Below are 20,440 nucleotides of genomic sequence, written 5' to 3'. Positions count from 1 at the left end.
CCTTGCCCATGTTCGACGTCGATACCCTGTTGGGGCAGCACCTGCCCCGCCTCGCCAGCCAGCCCCTCCTCCGTCCCCTGATGAGGCAGGGGCTGAGCTGGTTGCTGCACGAGGAAGCCTTCACCCGCTTTGCCGCGCGCCATCCCCACCTGCGCGGTCTGGACTTCGTCGAGCAGGCCCTCACCGAGCTCCACTTCGACTACCGGGTGAGTGAGGCCGAGCTCGAGCACATTCCCGCCAGCGGCCGGGTCATTCTTGTCGCCAATCACCCCATCGGCTCCCTGGACGGGCTGGCCCTGCTGCGCCTCATCGGGCGCATCCGCCCCGACGTCAAAATAGTGGCCAACCAGGTGCTGGCCCAGCTCGCACCGCTGCGCCCTTTGCTGCTGCCGGTGGACAACTTGGGGGGCAAGACCGACAGGCAGGCCATCCTCGCCATGAATGAACACCTCGCCGCCGACGGGGCCCTGGTTATCTTCCCCGCAGGCGAGGTCTCCCGCCTCGGCCCCAAGGGGGTGAAGGATGGCCCCTGGCAGGCCGGCTTCATCAAGCTGGCCCAGCGCAGCCGAACGCCCCTGGTGCCCATTCACCTGGGAGGGCGCAACAGCCTCTGGTTCTATCTCGCCTCCTGGCTCAACAAGCCCGCCTCCGCCCTGCTGCTGGTACGCCAGCTGTTTCGCCAGCAGGGGCAGACGCTGCCGGTGACCATAGGGGCGCGCATTCCCCTCGCCAGTTTTCAGGACCTGCCGGCCAAGACCGCGGCCCGGCTGGTGCGCGGCCACCTCTACCGAATCGCTCGGGGCAAGGCGGGACGGTTGCAGACCGAGGCCCCCATCGCCCTGCCGGAGGATCGCCGCCTGCTGAAACAGGCCATCGACGGGTGCGAGCTGCTCGGCCAGACCCCAGACGGCCAGCGTATCCTGCTCTATCGCCGCCACGAGCAGAGCCACTCGGTGATCCTGCGTGAGCTGGGGCGCCTGCGGGAGATTGCCTTTCGGGCGGTGGGGGAAGGCTCGGGCAAGCGGCGGGATCTCGATGCCTTCGACGATGACTATCACCATCTCATCCTCTGGGATCCCGCCCGCCTCGACATCATCGGCGCTTACCGTTTCGCCCCGGTGGCCGAACGGCTGGCCAGCAAGGGGCTGGATGGCCTCTACAGCCACACCCTGTTCGGCTTCGAAGAGAAGCTGCTGCCCCGGCTGGAACAGGCCATCGAGCTTGGCCGCAGCTTCATCCAGCCCGCCTACTGGGGCAAGCGGGGGCTCGATTACCTCTGGTTCGGCATCGGGGCCTATCTGGCCCGCTATCCCCAATACCGCTACCTGTTCGGGCCCGTCACCCTCTCCGGCAGCCTGCCGCCAGCGGCCAAGGATCTGCTGGTGAGCTTCTATCGCCAGCACTTCGCCCCCACCCTTGCCCTCGCCCCTTCCCGCCGCCCCTATCCCGCCACGCCGACGCTGTTCGAGGGGCGCGATTACGGGGACGACCTCAAGGAGCTCAAGGCCGGGCTCGACAACCTGGGCTGCGCCATTCCCACCCTCTACAAGCAGTACGCCGAGCTGTGCGAGCCGGGGGGCGTGCAGTTCATGGACTTTGGCATCGACCCGGACTTCAACCACTGCATCGACGGCCTGGTGTGGGTGGACGTGAGCCGCATCAAGCCCCACAAGCGGGCCCGCTATATCGGCCTCCCCGCCGGGGAAGCACTGGCCACCTCTGGCGACCGTTGACCGGGCGCTGCAACGAAAGAGGGAGGCCTACGCCTCCCTCTTTCACATCATGGGTGATGCCGCCTACTCGGCTGCGGGTTTGCGATCCGCATGGCCGAGATCCCGCTCCGGGGCGATGACATCTCGCACCCGCTGCTTGATCTCCTTGGCCTCGGGGAAGCCCTCGTCGGCCACCCTGTCCCACACCAGCACCCCGTCCACCAGGATGCGAAACTCCCCCTTGCTGGCGGGTACCAGGGCCACCTCTCCCAGTTCGCCGTCGAAGGTGGAGAGCAGCTCCTGGGCGAGCCAGGCGGCCCGCAGCATCCAGCGGCAGAGGGTGCAGTAACGGATTTCGATGCGCGGTTTCGCGAGGGGCAAATGGGTGTCTGTCATGGGGTGACTCCGTGAAAATCGGTCAACCAGTGGCGAGCGATGCGCTGCATGGTGGCCTGGGGCAGTTCGTGAAGGCCCGGGGTGGATGCCTGATGGGCCAGTTGGTGCACCCCTTCGATGATCTCCGCCAGCACGAGGTAGACATATTCGCCGATGACGGCGCCGTGGACGAAGTTGACCGCCTCCCCCCGGTTGAGCAAAAAGATGGTGCTGCCGTCCGGCCGGGTCAGGGCCAGCACATGGGGACACACCTCCTCGCTCGGCCAGGGCAGCTGGGCGAGGCTGAAGGCGAATTCGTCGTCGGCGGAGGTGACCGAGGCCAGCATGGCGCCGGGGCGCAGGGCCTGCAGATCGGTGATGTCGAGGGAGCCGTTGCCGGTGGAGCAGATCACCAGCTCGGCGCGGCCCAGGGCCTCGGCCTTGTTCACCAGCTTGAAGCCGTGGGAGAGCGCCTCCACCTGGCGCAGGGCATCCGTCTCCACCAGCTCCAGATGCAGGTTGCGACAGCGCAGTTCCCGGGCGATGCTGCGCCCCACCTTGCCATAGCCGAACAGGGCGGCCTGGCAGACATTGAAGGTACGCCTCAGGGTACGCGCCAGGGACTCCGCGGAGTAGACCACGCTCAGGCCGATCTGGATATCTTCCGCCTGCTTGAGGGGGCTGCGAGCCACCGAGATGACGGGGGCCGCCAGGGACTCCTGTTCGTAGCGCTGATGGCCGTTCTCGGTCATCTCCACCACCCCGATGAAGCGTGCGCCAAAGTGCTCGGCCAGTACCGCCTGGCTCTTGGCGAAGTAGCCGCCGATGTCGAGGATGATGAGCCGTTCGTGAGACATCACCAGGGGGGCAATCTGGGCGATCACCTCACCGGGATCCGAGGTCCAGTGGCGATTGAGGGGCAGCACGGGGTAGTGCTGCTGGGCCCAGGCCAGCGTCGGCCCGTGAACGGACTTGGGTTTGGGCAGGATGGCACCGACCCGGCCCACCCCATCGAGCACCTGGATGAAGTCGGGTCTGTCGGGAAGCAGGTGGGTCACCAGCAGGATGCAGAGATCCCCAAGACATCCCTGTTCGGTGAAATGGCGAAAAAACAGATGCTCAGATCCCTGACTGTGCAACTGTGGCCTCCTTAGCGTGCCGCGGGAAAGCAGGCAAACAGAACCCGGCATAGCCGGGTTCTGTGTGTATCCAGATAATTGAAAATCCTTTTTATCCGAAAGCACCATGGGTCTCAATCTTTATCTGTCCAGACTTTGACAAGCCCATCAATTTCTAAGGTAATAGCCTGTTTTTCATGCAGAAATCAGTAAAGTGACGCCTCTGGCCATACCCACCACAGACTCACTCCGGCACCGACGGCCGCCACCGGGATCAAGACCCCCCAGCGAGAGAGTCCCGGGCGCCCGTGCAGGGCACGTTCCAGCAGCGGCAACAGCCAGACCGGCAGCAGCACCAGCAGGGGCACTTCCACGTACTGCCAGGCGAGCATCTGCACGAAGGCTAGTGAAAGCCCCAGGGCAGCCGGGGTCACCTTGACCCCTGCAAAGGCGCCGAGCAGGGCACGGAATCCGGCAAACGCGGCCAGGGCACCCGTCAGCTGGGCGATGAGCAGGCTGCCATCGATGCCGATGACCAGCGCCAGCCAGATGAAGGCCAGGGCGAAGCCGAGCCCCTCCTCGCTGTCACCGCGCCAGCTCGTCCAGCCAGACCAGAGGATGGCGGGCAGCAGGGCCAGCCAGATCCCGGGCTCGCTCGCCAGCACGGAGGCCAGCCCCTGCCACCACACCAGGGCGCCCAGCACCCCGAACAGCGCGAGGGCGACCCCCTTGCTGGTACCCTGGGTCAGGGCGGGTACCAGCAGGGTCAGCGGCAGCCACTGCCACGCCTTGACCGGCAGGCCATAGGCACCGCCCAGCAGACAGCCCACCAGCCAGATCCCCAGGGCGCCCCACAGATAGCCCAGCCGCGGCCAGCGCCACGACAGCAAAGCGGCCCCTAAAGGAGCCGCCAGGGTTTGAAGCAGGAGTGCTGCGCCCATTACTTGCGCACGCCTTCAACGAACAGGTTGATGGTCATCTCGTCAGGGATGTTCGGCACCATGTAGTTCACGCCGAACTCGCTGCGCTTGATGGTGGTGGTGGCGTTGAAGCCGCTGCGGTAGCCGCCCCAGGGATCCTTGCCTTCGCCGATGTGGACCAGGTCGAAGGCCACGTCCTTGGACACGCCGTGCAGGGTCAGGGTGCCCTTGAGTACGCCTTTGTCCTTGGTGCCTTCATAGCCGGTGCTGACGAAGGTCATCTTGGGGTACTGCTTCACATCCAGGAAGTCGGGGCTGCGCAGGTGCTTGTCGCGGGCCTCGTGGTTGGAATCCACGCTGGCGGCATCGATTTCGAAGTTCGCCTTGGCCGCCGCCGGGTTGGCGTCGTCCATGCTGAAGGTGCCACTGAAGGTGTTGAACCGGCCGACCAGTTCGGAGAAGCCGAGGTGGCCCACCTTGAACTGGACTGTGGTGTGCGCTGCATCGACATCGTAATCGGCAGCCATCAGGGGAGCCGCCATAAACAGGCAGGAGGCCAGCAGGGCCTTGGTCATTTTCATTCCGATCGTTCCTTCATTGGGGGTTCACAACGGTGTCCAAAATGCTAACCTCCTATCGAGAATAGATAATCATCGATTTATTAAAATAATTATCAACCGAGAGTGGAATATGGATCAGATAGCCGCCATGCGCACCTTCATCAAGGTGGTGGAGTGCCAGAGCTTCACCAAGGCCGCCCATCAGCTCGGGATCTCGGTCGCCATGACCTCCAAGCTGATGCAGCAGCTCGAGGAGTCCCTCTCCACCCGGCTGCTGTCGCGCACCACCCGCCAGGTCAATCCCACCGAGGCGGGCCAGTTCTACTACCAGCGCTCCCTGGCCCTGCTGGCGGAGCTGGAAGAGACCCACAGCCAGCTCACCCACAACAACCAGCAGCCCCAGGGCACCCTCAAGCTCTCGGTGCCCATGGATTTCGGCTACCTGCACCTCTCCCCCGCCCTGCCCCTGTTTCGCGAGCGCTACCCGGACTTGAAGCTCGAGATTGAGTACAGCGACCGGCGGGTGGCCCTGGTGGAGGAGGGGTTCGATCTGGCCCTGCGCATCGGCAACCTGCCGGACTCCTCCCTGGTGGCCAAGCCGCTCGCCATGATGAAGATGGTGGTGTGCGCCAGCCCCGACTACCTGGCCCGCCGGGGCAGGCCGAAGACCCCGGAGGATCTCAAGCAGCACGACTGCCTCATCTACACCCTGACCCAGCCGGACTGGGTCTTCAAACGGGATGGGGAGGAGCACAGCATCCGTCCCCAGGGGCCCCTTCGCGCCAACAACGGGGTGGCCCTGACCCGGGCCGCCTGCGACCACCAGGGCATCATCTTGCAGCCCACCTTCATCGTGGGGGATGCGCTGCGCTCGGGGGCGCTGGTCCCCTTGTTGCTGGAGTGGGAGAAGGGGCAGGTGGGGCTCTATGCCCTCTATCCGCACCGCCGTTTCGTGTCGGCCAAGGTGCGCTGCTTCATCGAATTCGTGCAGGAGCGCTATCTGGCGCCCCACTACTGGGACAGGGAGACCTGAGCCCGGGCTCAGGGGGTGGGCATCAGCTCGGCCACCAGCAGGTGATCCTGCTGGCTCATCTGCCAGCGTGGCAGACGCTGGCGCAAGGCGGCGAGCTCGGCCTCCCCCAGCGCATAGGGCAGGGTGACGTGCAGGCAGTGGCAATCCAGCATGGCCGCCAACTGCATCATCAGGGCGAGGTTCGCCTCGTCGCTCTTGTGCTTGTTGATGCGCTTGCCGAGCTCGTGGCGAAAGTGGGTCTCGGGATCCTGGGTCATCGCCTGCCAGCCGTAACCAAAGAGCGGAATGAAGGCGCTGACGATGCCAAGGGCGGTGAGGGGCCGTTTGGGCGGGTGATAGAGGGCGTTGAGATCCAGCAGGATGGGGCTTTGATGGGGCTCACGACTGCCGGATAAAATAGTATTGCTCATTGGATTACCCTGTTGATTCCTCTAGACTTCGCCGCATATTTGACCTGACATGCCAACGAGGTGCTGATGCTAAGCGATATCGAGATCTCCCGCCAGTCCCCCCGCCTGCCCATCGCCGAGGTGGCAGCACAGCTCGGCATAGCGGCCGCCCATCTCCACCCCCACGGCCATTACAAGGGCAAACTCGACCTCGCGCTGCTCCATCACGCCCCCGCCCGCGAGCCCGGCAAGCTGGTGCTGGTGAGCGCCATCACGCCCACCCCCCTTGGGGAGGGCAAGACGGTCACCACGATCGGCCTCTCCATGGGGCTCAACCACATCGGCCAGCCCAGCATCGCCACCATTCGCCAACCGAGCCTCGGCCCCGTCTTCGGCGTCAAGGGGGGCGCCGCCGGGGGCGGCATGGCCCAGGTGGTGCCGATGGAGGAGATGAACCTGCACCTCACCGGGGATTTTCACGCCCTCACCGCCGCCCACAACCTGGCCTCTGCCGCCCTCGATGCCCGCCTGTTCCATGAACGCAAACTCGGTGACCAGTTCAGCGCCAGAACCGGTCTGGCGCGGCTCGATATCGACCCGGCCAACATCCTCTGGCCCCGCACCCTGGACATGAACGACCGGTCGCTTCGCCACCTCACCCTCGGCCAGGGCGGCGCTGCCGATGGGGTCGAGCGCCCCGATCGCTTCGTCATCACCGCCGCCTCCGAGCTGATGGCCATTCTGGCCCTGGCCAGGGATCTCAAGGACTTGCGCGCGCGTATCGGCCGCATCCAGCTCGCCCTCGACCAGCGCGGCAAGCCCATCACCGCCGAGCAGCTGGAAGTGGCGGGGGCCATGACGGTGCTGCTCAAAGACGCCCTCAAGCCCACCCTGATGCAGACCACGGAGCAGACCCCTGTGCTGGTCCACGCCGGCCCCTTTGCCAACATCGCCCACGGCAACTCCTCCGTCATCGCCGATCGCATGGCGCTGGGTCTTGCCGACTATGTGGTGACCGAGGCGGGTTTTGGCTCCGACATGGGGCTGGAGAAGTTCTTCAACATCAAGTATCGCCAGTCCGGCCTTCCCCCCGCCTGCGTGGTGCTGGTGGCCACGGTGCGCGGCCTCAAGGCCAACAGCGGCCTGCTCGACATCCGGCCGGGCCAGCCGCTGCCGGCCAGCCTGCAAGGGGAAGATCTGCCCACCCTGACAGCGGGGTGCGCCAACCTCGCCTGGCATATTCACAACGCCCGCCGTTACGGGGTGCCCGTGGTGGTCGCCATCAACCGCTTCCCCACCGACAGCGATGCCGAACTGGCCCTGCTGGAGGCGGCGGCGCGCCAGGCCGGTGCCTGTGGGGTCGCCCTCTCCCGGGCCTTCACTGACGGTGGCGCGGGTGCGGCGGATCTGGCTCACGCCGTGGTGGCGGCCTGCAAGCAGCCCAGTGAGGTCAGGCTGCTCTACCCCGATGAGATGAGCCTTGCCGCCAAGCTCGCCACCCTGGTGGAGTGCGGCTATGGTGGCCGGGGCGTCACCCTCTCGGACAAGGCGCGCCAGCAACTGGCCAGACTCTCGGCAGAGGGTCAGGATCACCTGCCCGTCTGTATGGCCAAGACGCCGCTCTCCATCAGCCATGACCCCGCCAGGAAGGGCGTGCCGACGGACTTCGAGGTCCCCATCGAGGAGGTGAAACTCTGCGCGGGGGCAGGCTTCGTCTATGCCCTGGCGGGCCCCATCATGACCATGCCGGGCCTGGGCAGCCTGCCGGCCTATCGCCATATCGACATCGACGATGACGGGGAGATTGTCGGCCTGAGCTGACGCGCAGGCTGGCAGCCTGCCCTCCCTTAACACCATATGGACATCGACGATGACGGGGAGATTGTCGACCTGAGCTGACGGCGCCCAGGTCCAGCCAGAAACGACAAGGCCCCGCCGATTGGCGGGGCCTTCTGCTATCTGCCGAACAAGGCTTACAGGGTAAAACGCTGGGTCATATGGTGCAGGGTATTGGCCAGCTTGCTCAGCTCGACACAGGCCTGGGCGGTCTGCTGCGCCCCCTGGGCATTCTCGTCGGCGGCGGTGTGGATCTTGACGATGCTGCGATTGAGCTCCTCGGTGACCGCGTTCTGCTGCTCGGTGGCGGTGGCGATCAGGGTGTTCATGTCGGTGATCTGGGTGACGGCACCGTTGATGCTGTCGATGCTGCTCCCCGCCTCCCGCGCCAGCTCCACGCTCTCCTGCATCTGCTGACGGCTCAGTTGCATGGCGCTGCCCGCCTCGGCGGTACGCTCCTGAAGCACCTCGATCATCTTGCTGATCTCGGCGGTGGACGCCTGGGTACGCTGGGCCAGACTGCGCACCTCGTCTGCCACCACCGCAAAGCCACGCCCCTGCTCGCCGGCCCGGGCCGCTTCGATGGCCGCGTTGAGGGCCAGCAGGTTGGTCTGCTCGGCGATGCCGCGAATCACGTCCAGCACCATGCTGATGCTGGCGCTGTCGGTCTCCAGTTGCTGCACCACGCTCCCGGCCTGCTCTATCTGGCGGGAAACCTGCTCTATGCTGCCGATGGCGCTGCGCACCACCTGGTTGCCCTGGGTGGAGGTGCGGGAAGCCTGCTTGGCCGCCCCCATGGCGTCCGTGGTGTTGCGAGCCACCTCATTGACGGTGGACTGCATCTCGTTCATGGCGGTGGCGACCTGAGAGACCTCTCCCTGCTGACTTGCCATGCCTTTGGCGGACTGCTCGGAGATGGCGCTCACCTCCTCTACCGCGCTGCTGAGCTGGCTCACCGAACCGGAGATTTCACTCACCAGCTCCGCCAGAGCCCCCTGCATCCGGTCGATGGCCGACCCCAGCTGGCCCAGCTCGTCGCGGTTGAAGCGGTTGCCGCGGATCCACTCCTGCAGCTCGCCCCGACCGAGATCGCCGCTCGCAATGCGCTGGGCCTGACGGGCCAGCATGATGAGCGGGTCACGGATCTGGCGGGTCAGCACCACGGAGAGGGCGACAACCAAGGCCAGGCCGATCACCAGGGCCAGGGTCACACTCAGCTTGGCGCTGTCAAAGGCGGCGATCACCTCGGCGCGGGAGCCCACGGAGTAGCCGTGGTTGATGCGGATGAGATCCCCCACCGACTTGCTCAGGGTGGTGTAGAGGGTGACCCCCTCCCCCATGAAGAGGTGCCGGGCTTCGGCCATCTGTCCCGAGTCCTGCATCTGCCGGATGCGCTGGTGCAGGGCGACATATCGCTCCCAGTCCGCCTTGACGATGTCAAAGGCGCGGCGCTCCTCCCGATCCTCCGCCCAGATGGTGCCATCGTGGGCCACTATCTGGCGCGCAGCCTCTTGCAGGCTCTTCTCGCTCTCGTTGCGATAGCGGGCCTTCTGCTGGGCATCGTCCGCCACCAGGAAGACATCCAGTTCGTAGCGGCGCAGGGCATTGATGGTCTCGCCGAGGGTGCTGGTGCGCACGACGGCGGGCAGGATACTGTCGGTAAAGCCGATGGCGGCGCGGTTCATCTTGCTGAATTCAAACAGCGAGAAGCCGCCGATAAAGGCCATCATCAGGCCGAGTACGGCAAAGCCGGCGGTAAGTTTTTTGCCTATCGTCATGGTGTTCATGGCATGTCCTGCATGGGGGAAAACAAGTGGCATTGCTGGGCGCAGGCCTGGCCTGCGCCTTCACTACCCTCCTTGGCAGCACATCTCGTCCCTGTCGGCGCGCACAAGGGCGGGCCCGGGGGTGTCGGCGTCAACCAGACCGTCCGACAACACGGAGAGCCATAGCGACCGGCACGGTCACAACTTTAGGTATTTTTCAAAAAAAGTGAGGGAAAGGAGACGGGGCCTGTCGGCGACAGGCCCCGGGAGCACTACCCTTTCAGACCACCGAGGAACTCGGCGCGGGTGTCGGGCTGGGTCTTGAAGACGCCGCCCAGGGAGGTGGTGGTGGTGTAGGAGGTGGAGTCCATCACGCCACGGGCCTTCACGCAGAAGTGGGTCGCCTTGATGCTGATGGCCACGTCCCTGGTGCCAAGCAGGGTCTGCAACGCCAGCAGGATCTGCTGGGTCAGCCGCTCCTGTACCTGGGGACGACGGGCGAAGAACTGCACGATGCGGTTGATCTTCGACAGTCCAATCACCTTGCCGCGGGGAATGTAGGCCACGTGGGCAAAGCCGTCTATGGTGACGAAGTGGTGCTCGCAGGTGCTGGTGAGGCTGATGTCCCGCACCATGATCATCTCGTCCACCTTCATCTTGTTCTCGATCACCGTCACCTTGGGGAAGGTGGCATAGTCGAGGCCGGAGAAGATCTCGTTCACGTACATCTTGGCAATGCGGTGCGGGGTCTCGGCCAGACTGTCGTCGGCCAGATCCAGTCCCAGCGTCTCCATGATGGCGCGCATATGACCTTCGATTTTTTCCTTTTTCTGCTGGCCGCTCAATTCATTGGCCACCAGAGGTGTCTCAAGGCCCTCGGCCTCGAGCGCCGCCCTGACCAACAGGGCTTCCTGGCTTAAGCTCGTCATCGTGTTTCTCTCCCACGCTCAGGGACTGTGCTGGCCTGCGGCATGGTGCCGCGGCGCAATCTTACAGGGCGATTATTGTCATAATTCTGTCTAACTCAAGCCCGGTGCCCGACTTTATGCCAAACCACCCCGTTTTGTCCGCACCGGCCTGCCCATTCGGGGGCAAGGCGCACGGCCGTGCCGCCTCTTCCCCACCCGCTATCCCGCGCAAGCCTCGCCCTGGTTACCCATCAGGAGGTAATTCAACGGGATAGCGCCCCAGAATCCGATCACTCCGGGGCATCTGCCCCCCATTACCACACCTTCGGCCTGCCCATCGGAGCGGATTTTTGGGATAATCCGCCCCCTACACACCAGAGAGGTCATGATGATGGGATTCGATACCGGTGCACTCCTCCCCTTGGACAAGGCCCTGCAAGGGATGCTGGAACAACTCACCTGCTGCTGCGAGACGGAGCGGTTGCCCCTGCCCCAGGCGCTGGATCGGATCCTGGCCGAGGAGATAAGCTCCCCCCTCTTCGTCCCCCCCTTCGACAACGCCGCCATGGACGGCTATGCCGTGCGCCTGGCGGATCTCGCCGCCGGGGTGCCGCTCCCCGTGGCGGGCAAGGCCTTTGCGGGCCAACCCTATGAGGGGGAGTGGCCCGCCGGCCACTGCATCCGCATCATGACCGGGGCCCCTGTGCCCCCGGGTGCAGACGCTGTGGTGATGCAGGAAGAAACGCAAGCCGGCGACAACGGGATCACTTTTCTGACCGCGCCCACGCCTGGCCAGAACATCCGTCGCCGGGGCGAGGATCTGGCGCAGGGCGCCCGGGTGCTCGAAAGCGGCCTTCGCCTGAGCCCCAGAGAGCTGCCGCTGCTCGCCTCCCTTGGCATCGCGAACGTCACGGTGCGCCGTCCCCTCAGGATCGCCATCTTCAGCACAGGGGACGAGCTCAAGCCTCTGGGCACCCCGCTCCAGCACGGGGACATCTACGACTCCAACCGCTACGGGGTCAAGGCGATGCTGAGCCGCATGGGCTGTGAGTGCCTGGACCTTGGCATCATTCCCGATGATCCGGCGGCCCTGCGCGCAGCCTTCTTGCAGGCCGACCGCGAGGCCGACGCCCTGATCACCACCGGGGGCGTCTCGGTGGGGGAAGCGGACTTCACCAAGCAACTGCTCGAAGAGCTCGGGGAAATTGGCTTCTGGAAGCTCGCCATCAAGCCGGGCAAACCCTTCGCCTTTGGCCGGTTGCCAAACGCCTGGTTCTTCGGTCTGCCGGGCAACCCGGTCTCCGCCATGGTCACCTTCGATCAGCTGGTGCAACCGGCTCTGGCCAGACTGGCCGGCCAGCAGTTTGCACGCCCGCACCCCCTCCAGGCCCTGGCGACAGAGCCGCTCAAGAAGAGCCCGGGGCGCCTGGACTTCCAGCGCGGCATAGTGAGCGTGGGCCCGAATGGCCTCGAGGTACGCAGCACCGGCTCCCAGGACTCCGGGGTGTTCAGCTCCCTGTCCCGGGCCAACTGCTACATCGTGCTCGAACAGGAGCGCGGCAAGGTGGCCGCCGGTGAGACGGTCACCGTCGAGCCCTTCTCGGGGCTGCTGCTGTGAGCGAGATCCTGAGCGACGCAGAACTCCTTCGCTACAACCGCCAGATCGTGCTCAAATCCTTCGACTTCGAGGGGCAGGAGGCGCTCAAGCAGTCCCGCGTGCTGGTCATAGGCGCCGGGGGCCTCGGCTGCGCCGCCAGCCAGTATCTGGCGGTGGCCGGGGTCGGCCACCTCACCCTGGTGGATTTCGATCGGGTGGAGCTCTCCAATTTGCAGCGCCAGGTGCTGCACAGCGACGCGCGCATCGGCCAGCTCAAGGTGGAGTCCGCGGCGACGTCCCTGCGCGCCCTCACCCCCTGGCTCGAGGTGGAGACCCACGCCACCCTCGCCGATGAGGCGCTGCTCGATGCCCTGCTGCCAGGCCATCAGCTGGTGCTCGACTGCACCGACAACGTCGCCATCCGCAACCTCCTCAACCAGCGTGCCCGCCAGCACAAGGTGCCCCTGGTCAGCGGCGCCGCCATCCGGCTGGAAGGGCAGCTCTGCAGCTTCACCTGGCAGGAGGATGAACCCTGCTACGCCTGTCTCAGCGCCCTCTTTGGCGATCAGGCCCTCACCTGTGTCGAGGCGGGGGTACTGGCCCCCGTGGTGGGGCTGGTGGGCAGCCTGCAGGCGCTCGAGGCCATCAAGCTGCTGGCGGGCATGGGCAAAAGCTACAGCGGCCGCCTGCTGATGATCGACGGTCTGGGTGGCAGCTTTCGCGAGCTGAAGCTTCCCAAGCGCCCCGACTGCCCGGTCTGCTCAAGACCCTGAGCAGCGCCCACAAAAAAGCCGAACCCCGGGGTTCGGCTTTTTTCATTGGGCTGCGGGTCGTCACAAAGGGCCTAGAAGATCCCCTTCGCCTTGACCTTCTTCATGCTCGCCACCTGGTTCGAGAGATCCTCGATGAGGGGCTCGGCCAGCTCGGACGAGCCAGCCCCCCGGACGGGCTGGCTGGCCAGGCGCTGGATCAGGCGGTGCTGCTCGCGAATGAGCCGGGACTGCTCCTCCAACTGGCGGGAGAGCAGCTGGATGCTGCCTGCAAGGGGGGCCAGATCCGCCTCTCCCCCCGCCGTCGGCAGCTTGCCCGCGATGGCCTCTGCCAGCAGATCGTGATCGAGCGGGGCCGGCAGCCCCTGCTTCAGCTCGTCCCAGAGCCCGGTGGGCTGCTGCTCGCCGATGCGGCTCACAATCTCGTCCACCAGGCTGTCCGGAAGTGGCGCCGCCGCCTGCTGACCCAGACGCTGAACGATTTCATCCGCCAGCCCCCGGTTGTCCCCCTGCCCCAGCTGGGGAGCCAGCCTGGCCACGATTTCATCGATCAGGGTATCGGTCGCCACGGGCGCACTCCCTTCCCCCAGATCGAAGCCGCAACTGGCGAAGACATGGCGCAGGGTCGAGAGGTTCACCTGCTCCGGACCGAAGGCATTGGCCATCCCTTTGCACAGGCTCGGTGCCAGCACATACAGGAACATGCCGCTGAGGTAGATGTCCTTGTGAAAACGGCTCTTGGAGAAGTCGAACTCCTCCACGTCGTCCTGGATCTTGCGCGCCCGCTGATACCAGCTTTGCAAGATCCCGGCCGCATAGCGATCAGACTCCAGCGCACCCGGATCCATGAAGATGGAGAAGGTCATGCGCTTGAGTTGACTACTCATCGCCGACCTCGGCCATCACGGGCGCCTCACGGTACACCTCTTCCTCTTCCGTGGTGTAGAGGCAGATCTCCCGCGCCAGGGCGGACTGGGCATCGTCCAGCAGCTCCACCCGCTCCCCCAGGGTCGGATAGGCAGCCTTGATGGCATCGACGATCAGGGACGCGCCGCCACCGACCAGATAGATCCGGTTCGGGTTCTTGGCGAACTTCTTCGCCTCGTGGGCCACCTGGGAGCCCAGCTCGTCGATCTTGTTCTGCATCTTCTCGAGGATCTTCGGGATCTGGCTCTCGTCGTTCACCACGTCACGCACGAAGCTCATGTCGTGGCGGCGCTTGATGAATTCGTTGGCCACCAGATAGCTCGAATCGCTGTCTGCCGCCGCCAGCGCCTTGCGGGTCGCGTCGGTTACCATGGAGACGCCGATCTCGTTGTTGCCATACACATCGGAAACGTCGTCAAACTCGCCGACGATGATCCCCATGTCCAGGGTGGTGCCACCGCAGTCGATCACTAGCGTCTTGGTGAACTCGTTGCAGCCCGAGCCAATCAGGCGGGAGAGCGCCGCCGGCAGGCTTTCCGGCATCACCTCCACGCTGACGATGTTGAACAGCTCACCCTTGTTGAGGCTGATGGCCCGCATCAGGTTGCGGCGCTTCTTCTCGATCTTCTCCTCGTTGCGCTGACAGTCATCCGGGTTGTAGAACTCGGTGATGGGCAGGGTCACGGTGATGGCCACATCGCAGGGGGTCACGCCGGTCTGCAACAGGGCATGGTGCACGGAGAGCAGGTTGAGATCGTCGTACTGGTACTCCACGTGGGTGGTGGCCAGGGACTTGTCGGAGGTGGCGTCGTAGGTGTACTTGGTGTTGCCTATCTCGTAGTTGTAGATCTTCTTGTCCTTGCGCAAGGCAGCACTCTTCCAATCCTTGCGAAAGGAGTTGGGGGAGATGATGGTCTTGAGCACCTTGTTCTCAATCCAGCTCACCTTGACGTTGGTTGAACCATCGTCGATGGCCATTTTCATTACTTCAGACATGAGGAAATACCTGTTCAATAGGGCAAGATGGGTCCGATTGCCTTGCCATCTGCCACTGGCAAGGCGATCGGACCAATACATACACGGGGGATCAAGGTCAAAAGGCGACAAGTCTAATGGGTTTCTAAAATCCGGTGAAGCAAATGATTGAACCCGGCGGGATCTTCCGCCGGCCAGGCGTGGTGACCATCCGGGGTGTGGATGGTGGCATTGGGCAGGGAGGCGAACTGCTCCACCCGCCGCGCCAGGGGCAGATAGTCGTGACTGGTGGAGATGATGGCCACCGGCTGCCAGAGGGTGCCGAGACGAGCCCGCACCGACCAGCCGGGCAGCGCCTCCAGCAGCGCCTTGTAGGTCTTCTTTTTGTTGCGCACGAAGCGCCCCCGGAAGGTGTGGCGCACCTGGGCGAGATCGGGGCCGGGAAAGAGCTCGCGACCGAGCCACCACGCCAGCGGCCGCATGCCGAACCAGCGCAGCCACTTGAGGCGCATGGCATAGCGCTCCTGCTCCTTTGGCGTCTCCAGCAGAAATTCGCTGAAGCCGTTGACCAGCACCAGCCCCTGCACCTTGTGGGGCAGTTGCAGCGCCAGCTCCAGCGCCACCATGGCACCGAGCGACAACCCCACTACCCAGGCAGGCTCGGGCTGCTCGTCGAGCCAGCGGGCCACGTCCGCCGCCAGGGTGGGCACGTCAAAGGGCCCCTCCTGCATGCTCTGGCCGTGGCCGCGCAAGTCCATGGCCACCACCCGGTAGCGCTCGGAAAAACGCTCGATCTGCGCCTGCCAGTCGAGGCTGGAAGAGCCCAGCCCGTGCAGCAAGAGCAGCAAGGGCCCCTCCCCCGCACTGCGCAGGGCCAAGCCATGGGATTTCATTACCTGATTGCGACGCACCCGTCCCCCCCCTTTCTCGACGCCATGCCGGCCACTCATGACCAGCCAATCCGTACTCCGGTCCCCTGTCTACCCCTCTCCCACCAGGCTCACCGCTTTGATGTAGGCGTAGAGGCGCATGGCCGGCGTCAGGGCGAGCCGCTGCGCGGAGCGGCTGGTGATCCGGGCCAGCAGTATCTGCTGCCCGAGAGCCAACTGCAACAGGGTCTGCCCCGGTCGCACCTCCCGCACCTCCAGCAGCCGGGTCTCGAGGCAGTTGGAGAGGCTGGAGTGCACGATGGGCTCGGTGGCGATCACCAGATCCCGCGCCGCCACCTTGATCTGCAAGGGGCCTGCTTCATCGGGGGCATGCTCCATGGTCACCATCAGGGTCTGATCCCCGAGTCGCAGGGTCGCCATCTGCTCGTGCTCGTCGTAGTGGGCCAGGGTTGCCGAGAGCATGACCCCGACGTCGTCGCGACTGGCCAGCGACAGGTCGGTGCGGGCGAAGATCTCCTCTGGGGTGCCCTGGGCCTCCACCCGTCCCTCTGCCAGCAGCACCAGTCCATCGCAGAGCAGGCTCACCTCCTCCATGGCGTGGCTGACGAAGATCATGGGGATGCCGCTCTCCTGCTGCAAGCCCTTGAGCACGTGGGCCTGATGGATGCGGCTGCGCCTGTCCAGCGCCGAGAAGGGTTCATCCAGCAGCAGCAGATGAGGCTCGGCCAGCAAGGCCCTGGCCAGTGCCACCCGCTGACGCTGCCCGCCGGAGAGGCCGTGGGCCGGTTGCCCCAGCAGATCGGCAAAGCCGAGGCGCGCAGCCAGATCCTCTGGCTGCCAGCGCCCCCTCCCCTTGCGAGCCGCCAGTTGCAGGTTGCCGAGCACGCTCAGGTGGGGGAAGAGACGTGCATCCTGAAACACCAGCCCGATGCGCCGCGCCTCGGGGGGCAGGGCTGCAAGCTCGCGCCCCTGCCAGCGCAGGGCATCGCCCGGGGCCCTGTCGAGCCCGGCGATGATGCGCAGCAGGGTGCTCTTGCCACAACCCGAAGGACCGAACAGGCCGAGGATGCGGCTGGGGGGCAGAGCCAGATCGCACGCCAGGGTGAAGGGGCCGAAATCACGTCTGGCCTTGAGGTAGAGGCTCATCCGAACAGCCTCCGTTGCCGGCGTTGCAGCACGCCGTAGACCAGCACCAGCATCACCAGGGAGAAGCCCATCAGGCCGCCTGCCAGAATATGGGCATTCTGGTAATCCATCGCCTCCACGTGATCAAACAGGGCGATGGAGAGCACCTGGGTCTCCCCGGGAATGTTGCCGCCAATCATCAGCACCACCCCGAACTCCCCCAGGGTGTGGGCAAAGCCCAGCGCTGCCGCCATCACGAAGCTGGGCAGCGTCATGGGCAGGATGATGCGAAAGAAACGCTCAAACGGGCCCATCCCCAGGGTCGCGGCAGCCTCCAGCTCCTTGTTGCCCATGTTGACGAAGGCGGAGGTGAGGGGCTGTACCACGAAGGGGAGCGAATAGATGATGGAGGCGATGAGCAGGCCGAGGAAACTGAAGGCGAGCGGGGCCCCGAAGGTCTCCCGCCACCAGCCACCGAGGCCGTACTCCGGGGAGAAGGCCAGCAGCAGATAGAAACCGAGCACGGTGGGCGGCAGCACCAGCGGCAGGGCCACCATGGCCTCCACCAGGGGGCGCAGCCGGTGCTGGCTGCGAGACAGCCACCAGGCGAGCGGCGGCGACAGCAGCAGCAGGATGGCAGTGGTGCTGGCCGCCAGTTTCAGGGTCAGCCAGACCGCCAGCAGATCCCCTTCACTCATAGGGTCCCCTCTCGGGTGTCGATAAAAAACAGGGCGCCGTCATGACGGGCGCCGCCTTGGGACACGTCAGGCACCGGATCTGGCCAGCACGGGGCTGACCGGCCCCCGACAGACGCCGGGCGCTTACTGCGGCAGGGCGTAACCCGCCGCCTTGATCTGCGCCTGTCCCGGCCCCTTGAGCCAGGCGACCAGGGCATCCACCGCCGCCCCTTTCTTCAGCACCAGGGCCTGCTGCTCGATGGGGGGATAGAAGCTGGCCGGCACCGCCCAGGCTTCGCCGGTCTTGCCCGCCTCCACCAGATTGGCCCAGGCGACGAAGCCCAGCTTCGCATTGCCGGTGTCGACGAACTGCCAGGTCTGGCTGATGTTGGTGCCGGTCAGCACCCGATACTGCTTGGGATCGATCTTGAGATGAGCCAGGGTCGCCATGGCGGCGGCGCCATAGGGCGCTGTCTTGGGATTGGCGATGGCTAGCTCCCCTTGCCAGTGGCGCAAGGTGGCCTCGTCAGGAGCAGGCCCCCCCTTCTGCCAGAGGCCGAGCTGACCGATGGCATAGGTGAAGCGCTCGCTCCCCTTGCCTTCCGACTCCAGCTTTTGAGGGGTCGCCACGTCGGCCGAGAGGAAGAGATCGAAGGGCGCACCGTGGGTGATCTGGGTATAGAGCACGCCGGTGGCCGCCGAACTGATGACGACGTTGTGGCCGGTCTTGGCGGTGAACTCCTTGCCGATGCGCTCTATGGTGCCCTTGAAGTTGGCCGCCACCGCCACCTTGACCTCGTCAGCCAGCACAGCACCGCTGTACATGGCGCCGGCCCCCAGCACCAACACGGATACCCATCTCTTCATTCCTTTGCTCCTTATGTTCCGGCACGGCCGGATCGATTGACGCGAGCCCGAGGCTCACTCCCCTTGTTGCCAGCGGGCCAGGGCGGCGTCATCGCTCGCCCTGGCCTCGACCCAGCGTTGCACCCCGTCGGCGGTCAGTTCTTTTTTCCAGAACGGCGCCCGGGTCTTCAAGAAATCCATGATGAAGTGGCAGGCCTCGAAAGCCGCCTCACGGTGGGCGCTGCTCACCACCACCAGCACGATCTGATCCCCGAGCAGCAGCTCTCCGATGCGGTGAATGAGGGTGCACTCCTGCAGGGGCCAGCGGCTGCGGGCCTCGGCCACGATGCCCGCCAGCGCCTTCTCGGTCATGCCGGGGTAGTGTTCGAGGGCCAGCCCCTTCACATGCTCCCCCTGATTGAAGTCGCGCACCTTGCCGACAAAGCTGACAATCGCGCCTGTGTCCTGCCGGGCAGCGAGGCGGGCATATTCGTCAGCCAGCGAGAAGTCAGCCCGCTGCACCAGAATGCGATCGGTCATGGTCAGCCTCCGGTCGTCACTGGAAGGAGAGGGAAGAAGGCGGCCTCACCACAGTCCCACAGCTCAGTGGTGCGATCTACGGTCATTATCTCGTTCATCCTTAACCTCCGGTCACCGGCGGGAAGAAGGCGACCTCATCCCCGTCATGGAGGGGGGTATCCAGCGGCACCAGGGTCTGGTTGACCGCCACCAGGAGCTTGCCGGATTCGAGCGCCAGCGCCCACTTGTCACCCCGCTCGCTCAAGGCGGCGCGAAGGGCATCGGCACTGGCGTAGTCGCAAGGCAGGCTCAGCTCGTCGCAGCCGACCAGCTCACGCACCTGCGCAAAAAACAGAACCTTGATCATGCCTGCTCTCCTTTGGTCTCACCCAGTTGGAAATGACCGGATTTACCGCCCTTTTTCTCCACCAGACGCACCTGCTCGATCACCATGTCCTTTTGCACCGCCTTGCACATGTCGTAGATGGTCAGGGCCGCCACCGAGGCGGCGGTGAGCGCCTCCATCTCCACCCCGGTCTTGCCCGAGAGCTTGCAGAGGGTGCGGATATGGACCCGATTGTGCGCCACTTGGGGGGCTATCTCTACCTCCACCCGGGTCAGGGCCAGGGGATGGCAGAGTGGGATAAGATCGGCGGTCTTCTTGGCCGCCATGATGCCGGCGATGCGGGCGGTGGCGAACACGTCCCCCTTGTGGTGCTGACCGCTCAGGATCAACGCCAGGGTCTCGGGGGCCATGGTCACGAAAGCCTCGGCGCGGGCCTCGCGTTCGGTCACCTGCTTGTCGGTGACATCCACCATGTGGGCCTCGCCGCTCTGGTTGAGATGGGTCAGGTTCATCTATGCCCCTATCGAAAAATAAGATGGATGATCCGGGTTTACTCCCGGGATCACAGATGGGTCACGAAGTTGCACGGCCGGGTACGGGCATCGAGCTGATCCCGGATAAGCTGTTCCCAGCCCAGACGGCAGGCGCCGGTGGAGCCGGGCAGGCAGCAGATCAGGGTGCGATTGGCGAGCCCTGCCAGGGCACGGCTCTGCATGGCGGAGCCTTTGATCTCGGCAAACGAGAGCTGGCGGAACATCTCGCCAAAACCCTGCACCGTGCGCTCGAACAGCACGCCGACCGCCTCGGGCACCCGGTTCTGCTCGTTGAAGCCGGTGCCGCCGTTGATGAGCACCACCTGGACTCCCTCGTCGGCAATCCAGTCGCTCACCTGGGCACGGATGCGAAACAGGTTGTCTGGACAGAGCGCCCGATCGGCCAGCACGTGGCCGGTCTGGGTCAGGGCCTCGACCAGATAGTCCCCCGAGCTGTCATCGGCGGCGGTGCGACTGTCGGAAACCGTCAGGACGGCGATCTTGAGAGGGATGAATTCGCTGTGTTTGGGTGCCATTGGGGCCATTCCTGTCAATCATTGACCACGAGAGGATGAGGTGAACGCGCCGCACCGTGGTGCCAGTCATAAAAGGAGCCGG

22 protein-coding genes are annotated in these 20,440 nt (G+C 65.0%); 5 read left to right on the top strand and 17 right to left on the bottom strand.

Translation table 11 applies throughout. From position 1 onward, the window contains the following. The first annotated feature begins 8 nt into the window (after positions 1 to 8). Positions 9 to 1,733 (top strand): lysophospholipid acyltransferase family protein, encoded by a 1,725-nt coding sequence (locus tag AB5Y53_RS18280; RefSeq protein ID WP_368182786.1) that lies wholly within the window; start codon positions 9 to 11, stop codon positions 1,731 to 1,733. 63 nt (positions 1,734 to 1,796) lie between these two features. Here AB5Y53_RS18280 and AB5Y53_RS18275 read toward each other — a convergent pair whose 3' ends face one another. The 4 genes from AB5Y53_RS18275 to AB5Y53_RS18260 all read right to left on the bottom strand — a co-directional run bounded on the left by AB5Y53_RS18275 (position 1,797) and on the right by AB5Y53_RS18260 (position 4,706). Beyond that, complete coding sequence (locus AB5Y53_RS18275) at positions 1,797 to 2,108, bottom strand: SelT/SelW/SelH family protein (RefSeq protein WP_010674179.1); 312 nt, start codon at positions 2,106 to 2,108, stop codon at positions 1,797 to 1,799. After that, positions 2,105 to 3,226 carry an adenosylhomocysteinase gene (locus AB5Y53_RS18270; RefSeq protein WP_202014330.1) on the bottom strand — a complete coding sequence of 374 codons (1,122 nt, stop codon included), beginning with the start codon at positions 3,224 to 3,226 and terminating at the stop codon, positions 2,105 to 2,107. Before AB5Y53_RS18270 ends, AB5Y53_RS18275 begins: the two co-directional genes overlap by 4 nt. A 185-nt stretch (positions 3,227 to 3,411) precedes the next feature. Then, entirely contained in the window at positions 3,412 to 4,146 is a 735-nt protein-coding gene (locus AB5Y53_RS18265) for a hypothetical protein (RefSeq protein WP_368182785.1), read from the bottom strand. Continuing rightward, positions 4,146 to 4,706 (bottom strand): YceI family protein, encoded by a 561-nt coding sequence (locus AB5Y53_RS18260; RefSeq protein WP_053288582.1) that lies wholly within the window; start codon positions 4,704 to 4,706, stop codon positions 4,146 to 4,148. Before AB5Y53_RS18260 ends, AB5Y53_RS18265 begins: the two co-directional genes overlap by 1 nt. Positions 4,707 to 4,815: 109 nt before the next feature. Here AB5Y53_RS18260 and AB5Y53_RS18255 point away from each other — a divergent pair, with 109 nt between their 5' ends. Further along, positions 4,816 to 5,718: a LysR family transcriptional regulator gene (locus AB5Y53_RS18255; protein ID WP_039038856.1), complete on the top strand. Its 903-nt coding sequence runs from the start codon at positions 4,816 to 4,818 to the stop codon at positions 5,716 to 5,718. Between the two features lie 8 nt (positions 5,719 to 5,726). On the opposite strand, the gene AB5Y53_RS18250 is transcribed toward AB5Y53_RS18255, so the two are convergent. Beyond that, positions 5,727 to 6,128: a hypothetical protein gene (locus tag AB5Y53_RS18250; RefSeq protein WP_010674174.1), complete on the bottom strand. Its 402-nt coding sequence runs from the start codon at positions 6,126 to 6,128 to the stop codon at positions 5,727 to 5,729. Between the two features lie 66 nt (positions 6,129 to 6,194). On the opposite strand from AB5Y53_RS18250, the gene AB5Y53_RS18245 reads away from it, so the two are divergent. Beyond that, on the top strand, positions 6,195 to 7,928 hold the full coding sequence (locus tag AB5Y53_RS18245; protein ID WP_368182783.1) for a formate--tetrahydrofolate ligase: 1,734 nt from the start codon (positions 6,195 to 6,197) through the stop codon (positions 7,926 to 7,928). 152 nt (positions 7,929 to 8,080) lie between these two features. Here AB5Y53_RS18245 and AB5Y53_RS18240 read toward each other — a convergent pair whose 3' ends face one another. Continuing rightward, positions 8,081 to 9,730, bottom strand: coding sequence for a methyl-accepting chemotaxis protein (locus AB5Y53_RS18240; protein ID WP_043154240.1), 1,650 nt, complete (start codon positions 9,728 to 9,730; stop codon positions 8,081 to 8,083). Between the two features lie 251 nt (positions 9,731 to 9,981). Next, entirely contained in the window at positions 9,982 to 10,638 is a 657-nt protein-coding gene (gene folE / locus AB5Y53_RS18235; protein WP_010674171.1) for a GTP cyclohydrolase I FolE, read from the bottom strand. A gap of 370 nt (positions 10,639 to 11,008) precedes the next feature. Here folE and moeA point away from each other — a divergent pair, with 370 nt between their 5' ends. Beyond that, positions 11,009 to 12,235 carry a molybdopterin molybdotransferase MoeA gene (gene moeA, locus AB5Y53_RS18230; protein WP_368182901.1) on the top strand — a complete coding sequence of 409 codons (1,227 nt, stop codon included), beginning with the start codon at positions 11,009 to 11,011 and terminating at the stop codon, positions 12,233 to 12,235. Then, positions 12,232 to 12,987 (top strand): molybdopterin-synthase adenylyltransferase MoeB, encoded by a 756-nt coding sequence (gene moeB, locus AB5Y53_RS18225; protein ID WP_368182781.1) that lies wholly within the window; start codon positions 12,232 to 12,234, stop codon positions 12,985 to 12,987. The genes moeA and moeB overlap by 4 nt, the downstream gene beginning before the upstream one ends. Before the next feature lie 71 nt (positions 12,988 to 13,058). Here moeB and AB5Y53_RS18220 read toward each other — a convergent pair whose 3' ends face one another. The 10 genes from AB5Y53_RS18220 to moaB all read right to left on the bottom strand — a co-directional run bounded on the left by AB5Y53_RS18220 (position 13,059) and on the right by moaB (position 20,358). Then, positions 13,059 to 13,871 carry a hypothetical protein gene (locus AB5Y53_RS18220; RefSeq protein ID WP_239053273.1) on the bottom strand — a complete coding sequence of 271 codons (813 nt, stop codon included), beginning with the start codon at positions 13,869 to 13,871 and terminating at the stop codon, positions 13,059 to 13,061. Further along, positions 13,864 to 14,907 (bottom strand): plasmid segregation protein ParM domain-containing protein, encoded by a 1,044-nt coding sequence (gene parM / locus AB5Y53_RS18215; protein ID WP_223302530.1) that lies wholly within the window; start codon positions 14,905 to 14,907, stop codon positions 13,864 to 13,866. Before parM ends, AB5Y53_RS18220 begins: the two co-directional genes overlap by 8 nt. Positions 14,908 to 15,020: 113 nt before the next feature. Further along, positions 15,021 to 15,797, bottom strand: a complete 777-nt coding sequence (locus AB5Y53_RS18210) for an alpha/beta fold hydrolase (RefSeq protein WP_167825173.1) — start codon at positions 15,795 to 15,797, stop codon at positions 15,021 to 15,023. Positions 15,798 to 15,866: 69 nt separating this feature from the next. Next, entirely contained in the window at positions 15,867 to 16,922 is a 1,056-nt protein-coding gene (gene modC, locus AB5Y53_RS18205) for a molybdenum ABC transporter ATP-binding protein (protein WP_368182780.1), read from the bottom strand. Next, positions 16,919 to 17,599 (bottom strand): molybdate ABC transporter permease subunit, encoded by a 681-nt coding sequence (gene modB, locus AB5Y53_RS18200; RefSeq protein ID WP_194860098.1) that lies wholly within the window; start codon positions 17,597 to 17,599, stop codon positions 16,919 to 16,921. The genes modC and modB overlap by 4 nt, the downstream gene beginning before the upstream one ends. Positions 17,600 to 17,722: 123 nt before the next feature. Beyond that, positions 17,723 to 18,445: a molybdate ABC transporter substrate-binding protein gene (modA, locus tag AB5Y53_RS18195; RefSeq protein WP_041215507.1), complete on the bottom strand. Its 723-nt coding sequence runs from the start codon at positions 18,443 to 18,445 to the stop codon at positions 17,723 to 17,725. A 54-nt stretch (positions 18,446 to 18,499) separates the two neighbouring features. Next, positions 18,500 to 18,964 (bottom strand): molybdopterin synthase catalytic subunit MoaE, encoded by a 465-nt coding sequence (gene moaE / locus AB5Y53_RS18190; RefSeq protein WP_045525345.1) that lies wholly within the window; start codon positions 18,962 to 18,964, stop codon positions 18,500 to 18,502. Positions 18,965 to 19,064: 100 nt separating this feature from the next. Then, on the bottom strand, positions 19,065 to 19,310 hold the full coding sequence (moaD, locus tag AB5Y53_RS18185; RefSeq protein WP_010674162.1) for a molybdopterin synthase sulfur carrier subunit: 246 nt from the start codon (positions 19,308 to 19,310) through the stop codon (positions 19,065 to 19,067). Further along, positions 19,307 to 19,801 carry a cyclic pyranopterin monophosphate synthase MoaC gene (gene moaC / locus AB5Y53_RS18180; RefSeq protein WP_151028417.1) on the bottom strand — a complete coding sequence of 165 codons (495 nt, stop codon included), beginning with the start codon at positions 19,799 to 19,801 and terminating at the stop codon, positions 19,307 to 19,309. Before moaC ends, moaD begins: the two co-directional genes overlap by 4 nt. Positions 19,802 to 19,851: 50 nt before the next feature. After that, entirely contained in the window at positions 19,852 to 20,358 is a 507-nt protein-coding gene (gene moaB, locus AB5Y53_RS18175) for a molybdenum cofactor biosynthesis protein B (RefSeq protein ID WP_039038846.1), read from the bottom strand. Positions 20,359 to 20,440 lie beyond the last annotated feature (82 nt).

It is taken from the genome of Aeromonas sp. R7-5 (genome assembly GCF_040908015.1).
GTDB lineage: Bacteria > Pseudomonadota > Gammaproteobacteria > Enterobacterales > Aeromonadaceae > Aeromonas > Aeromonas caviae.
This window is presented reverse-complemented; position numbering and strand designations above follow the sequence as displayed.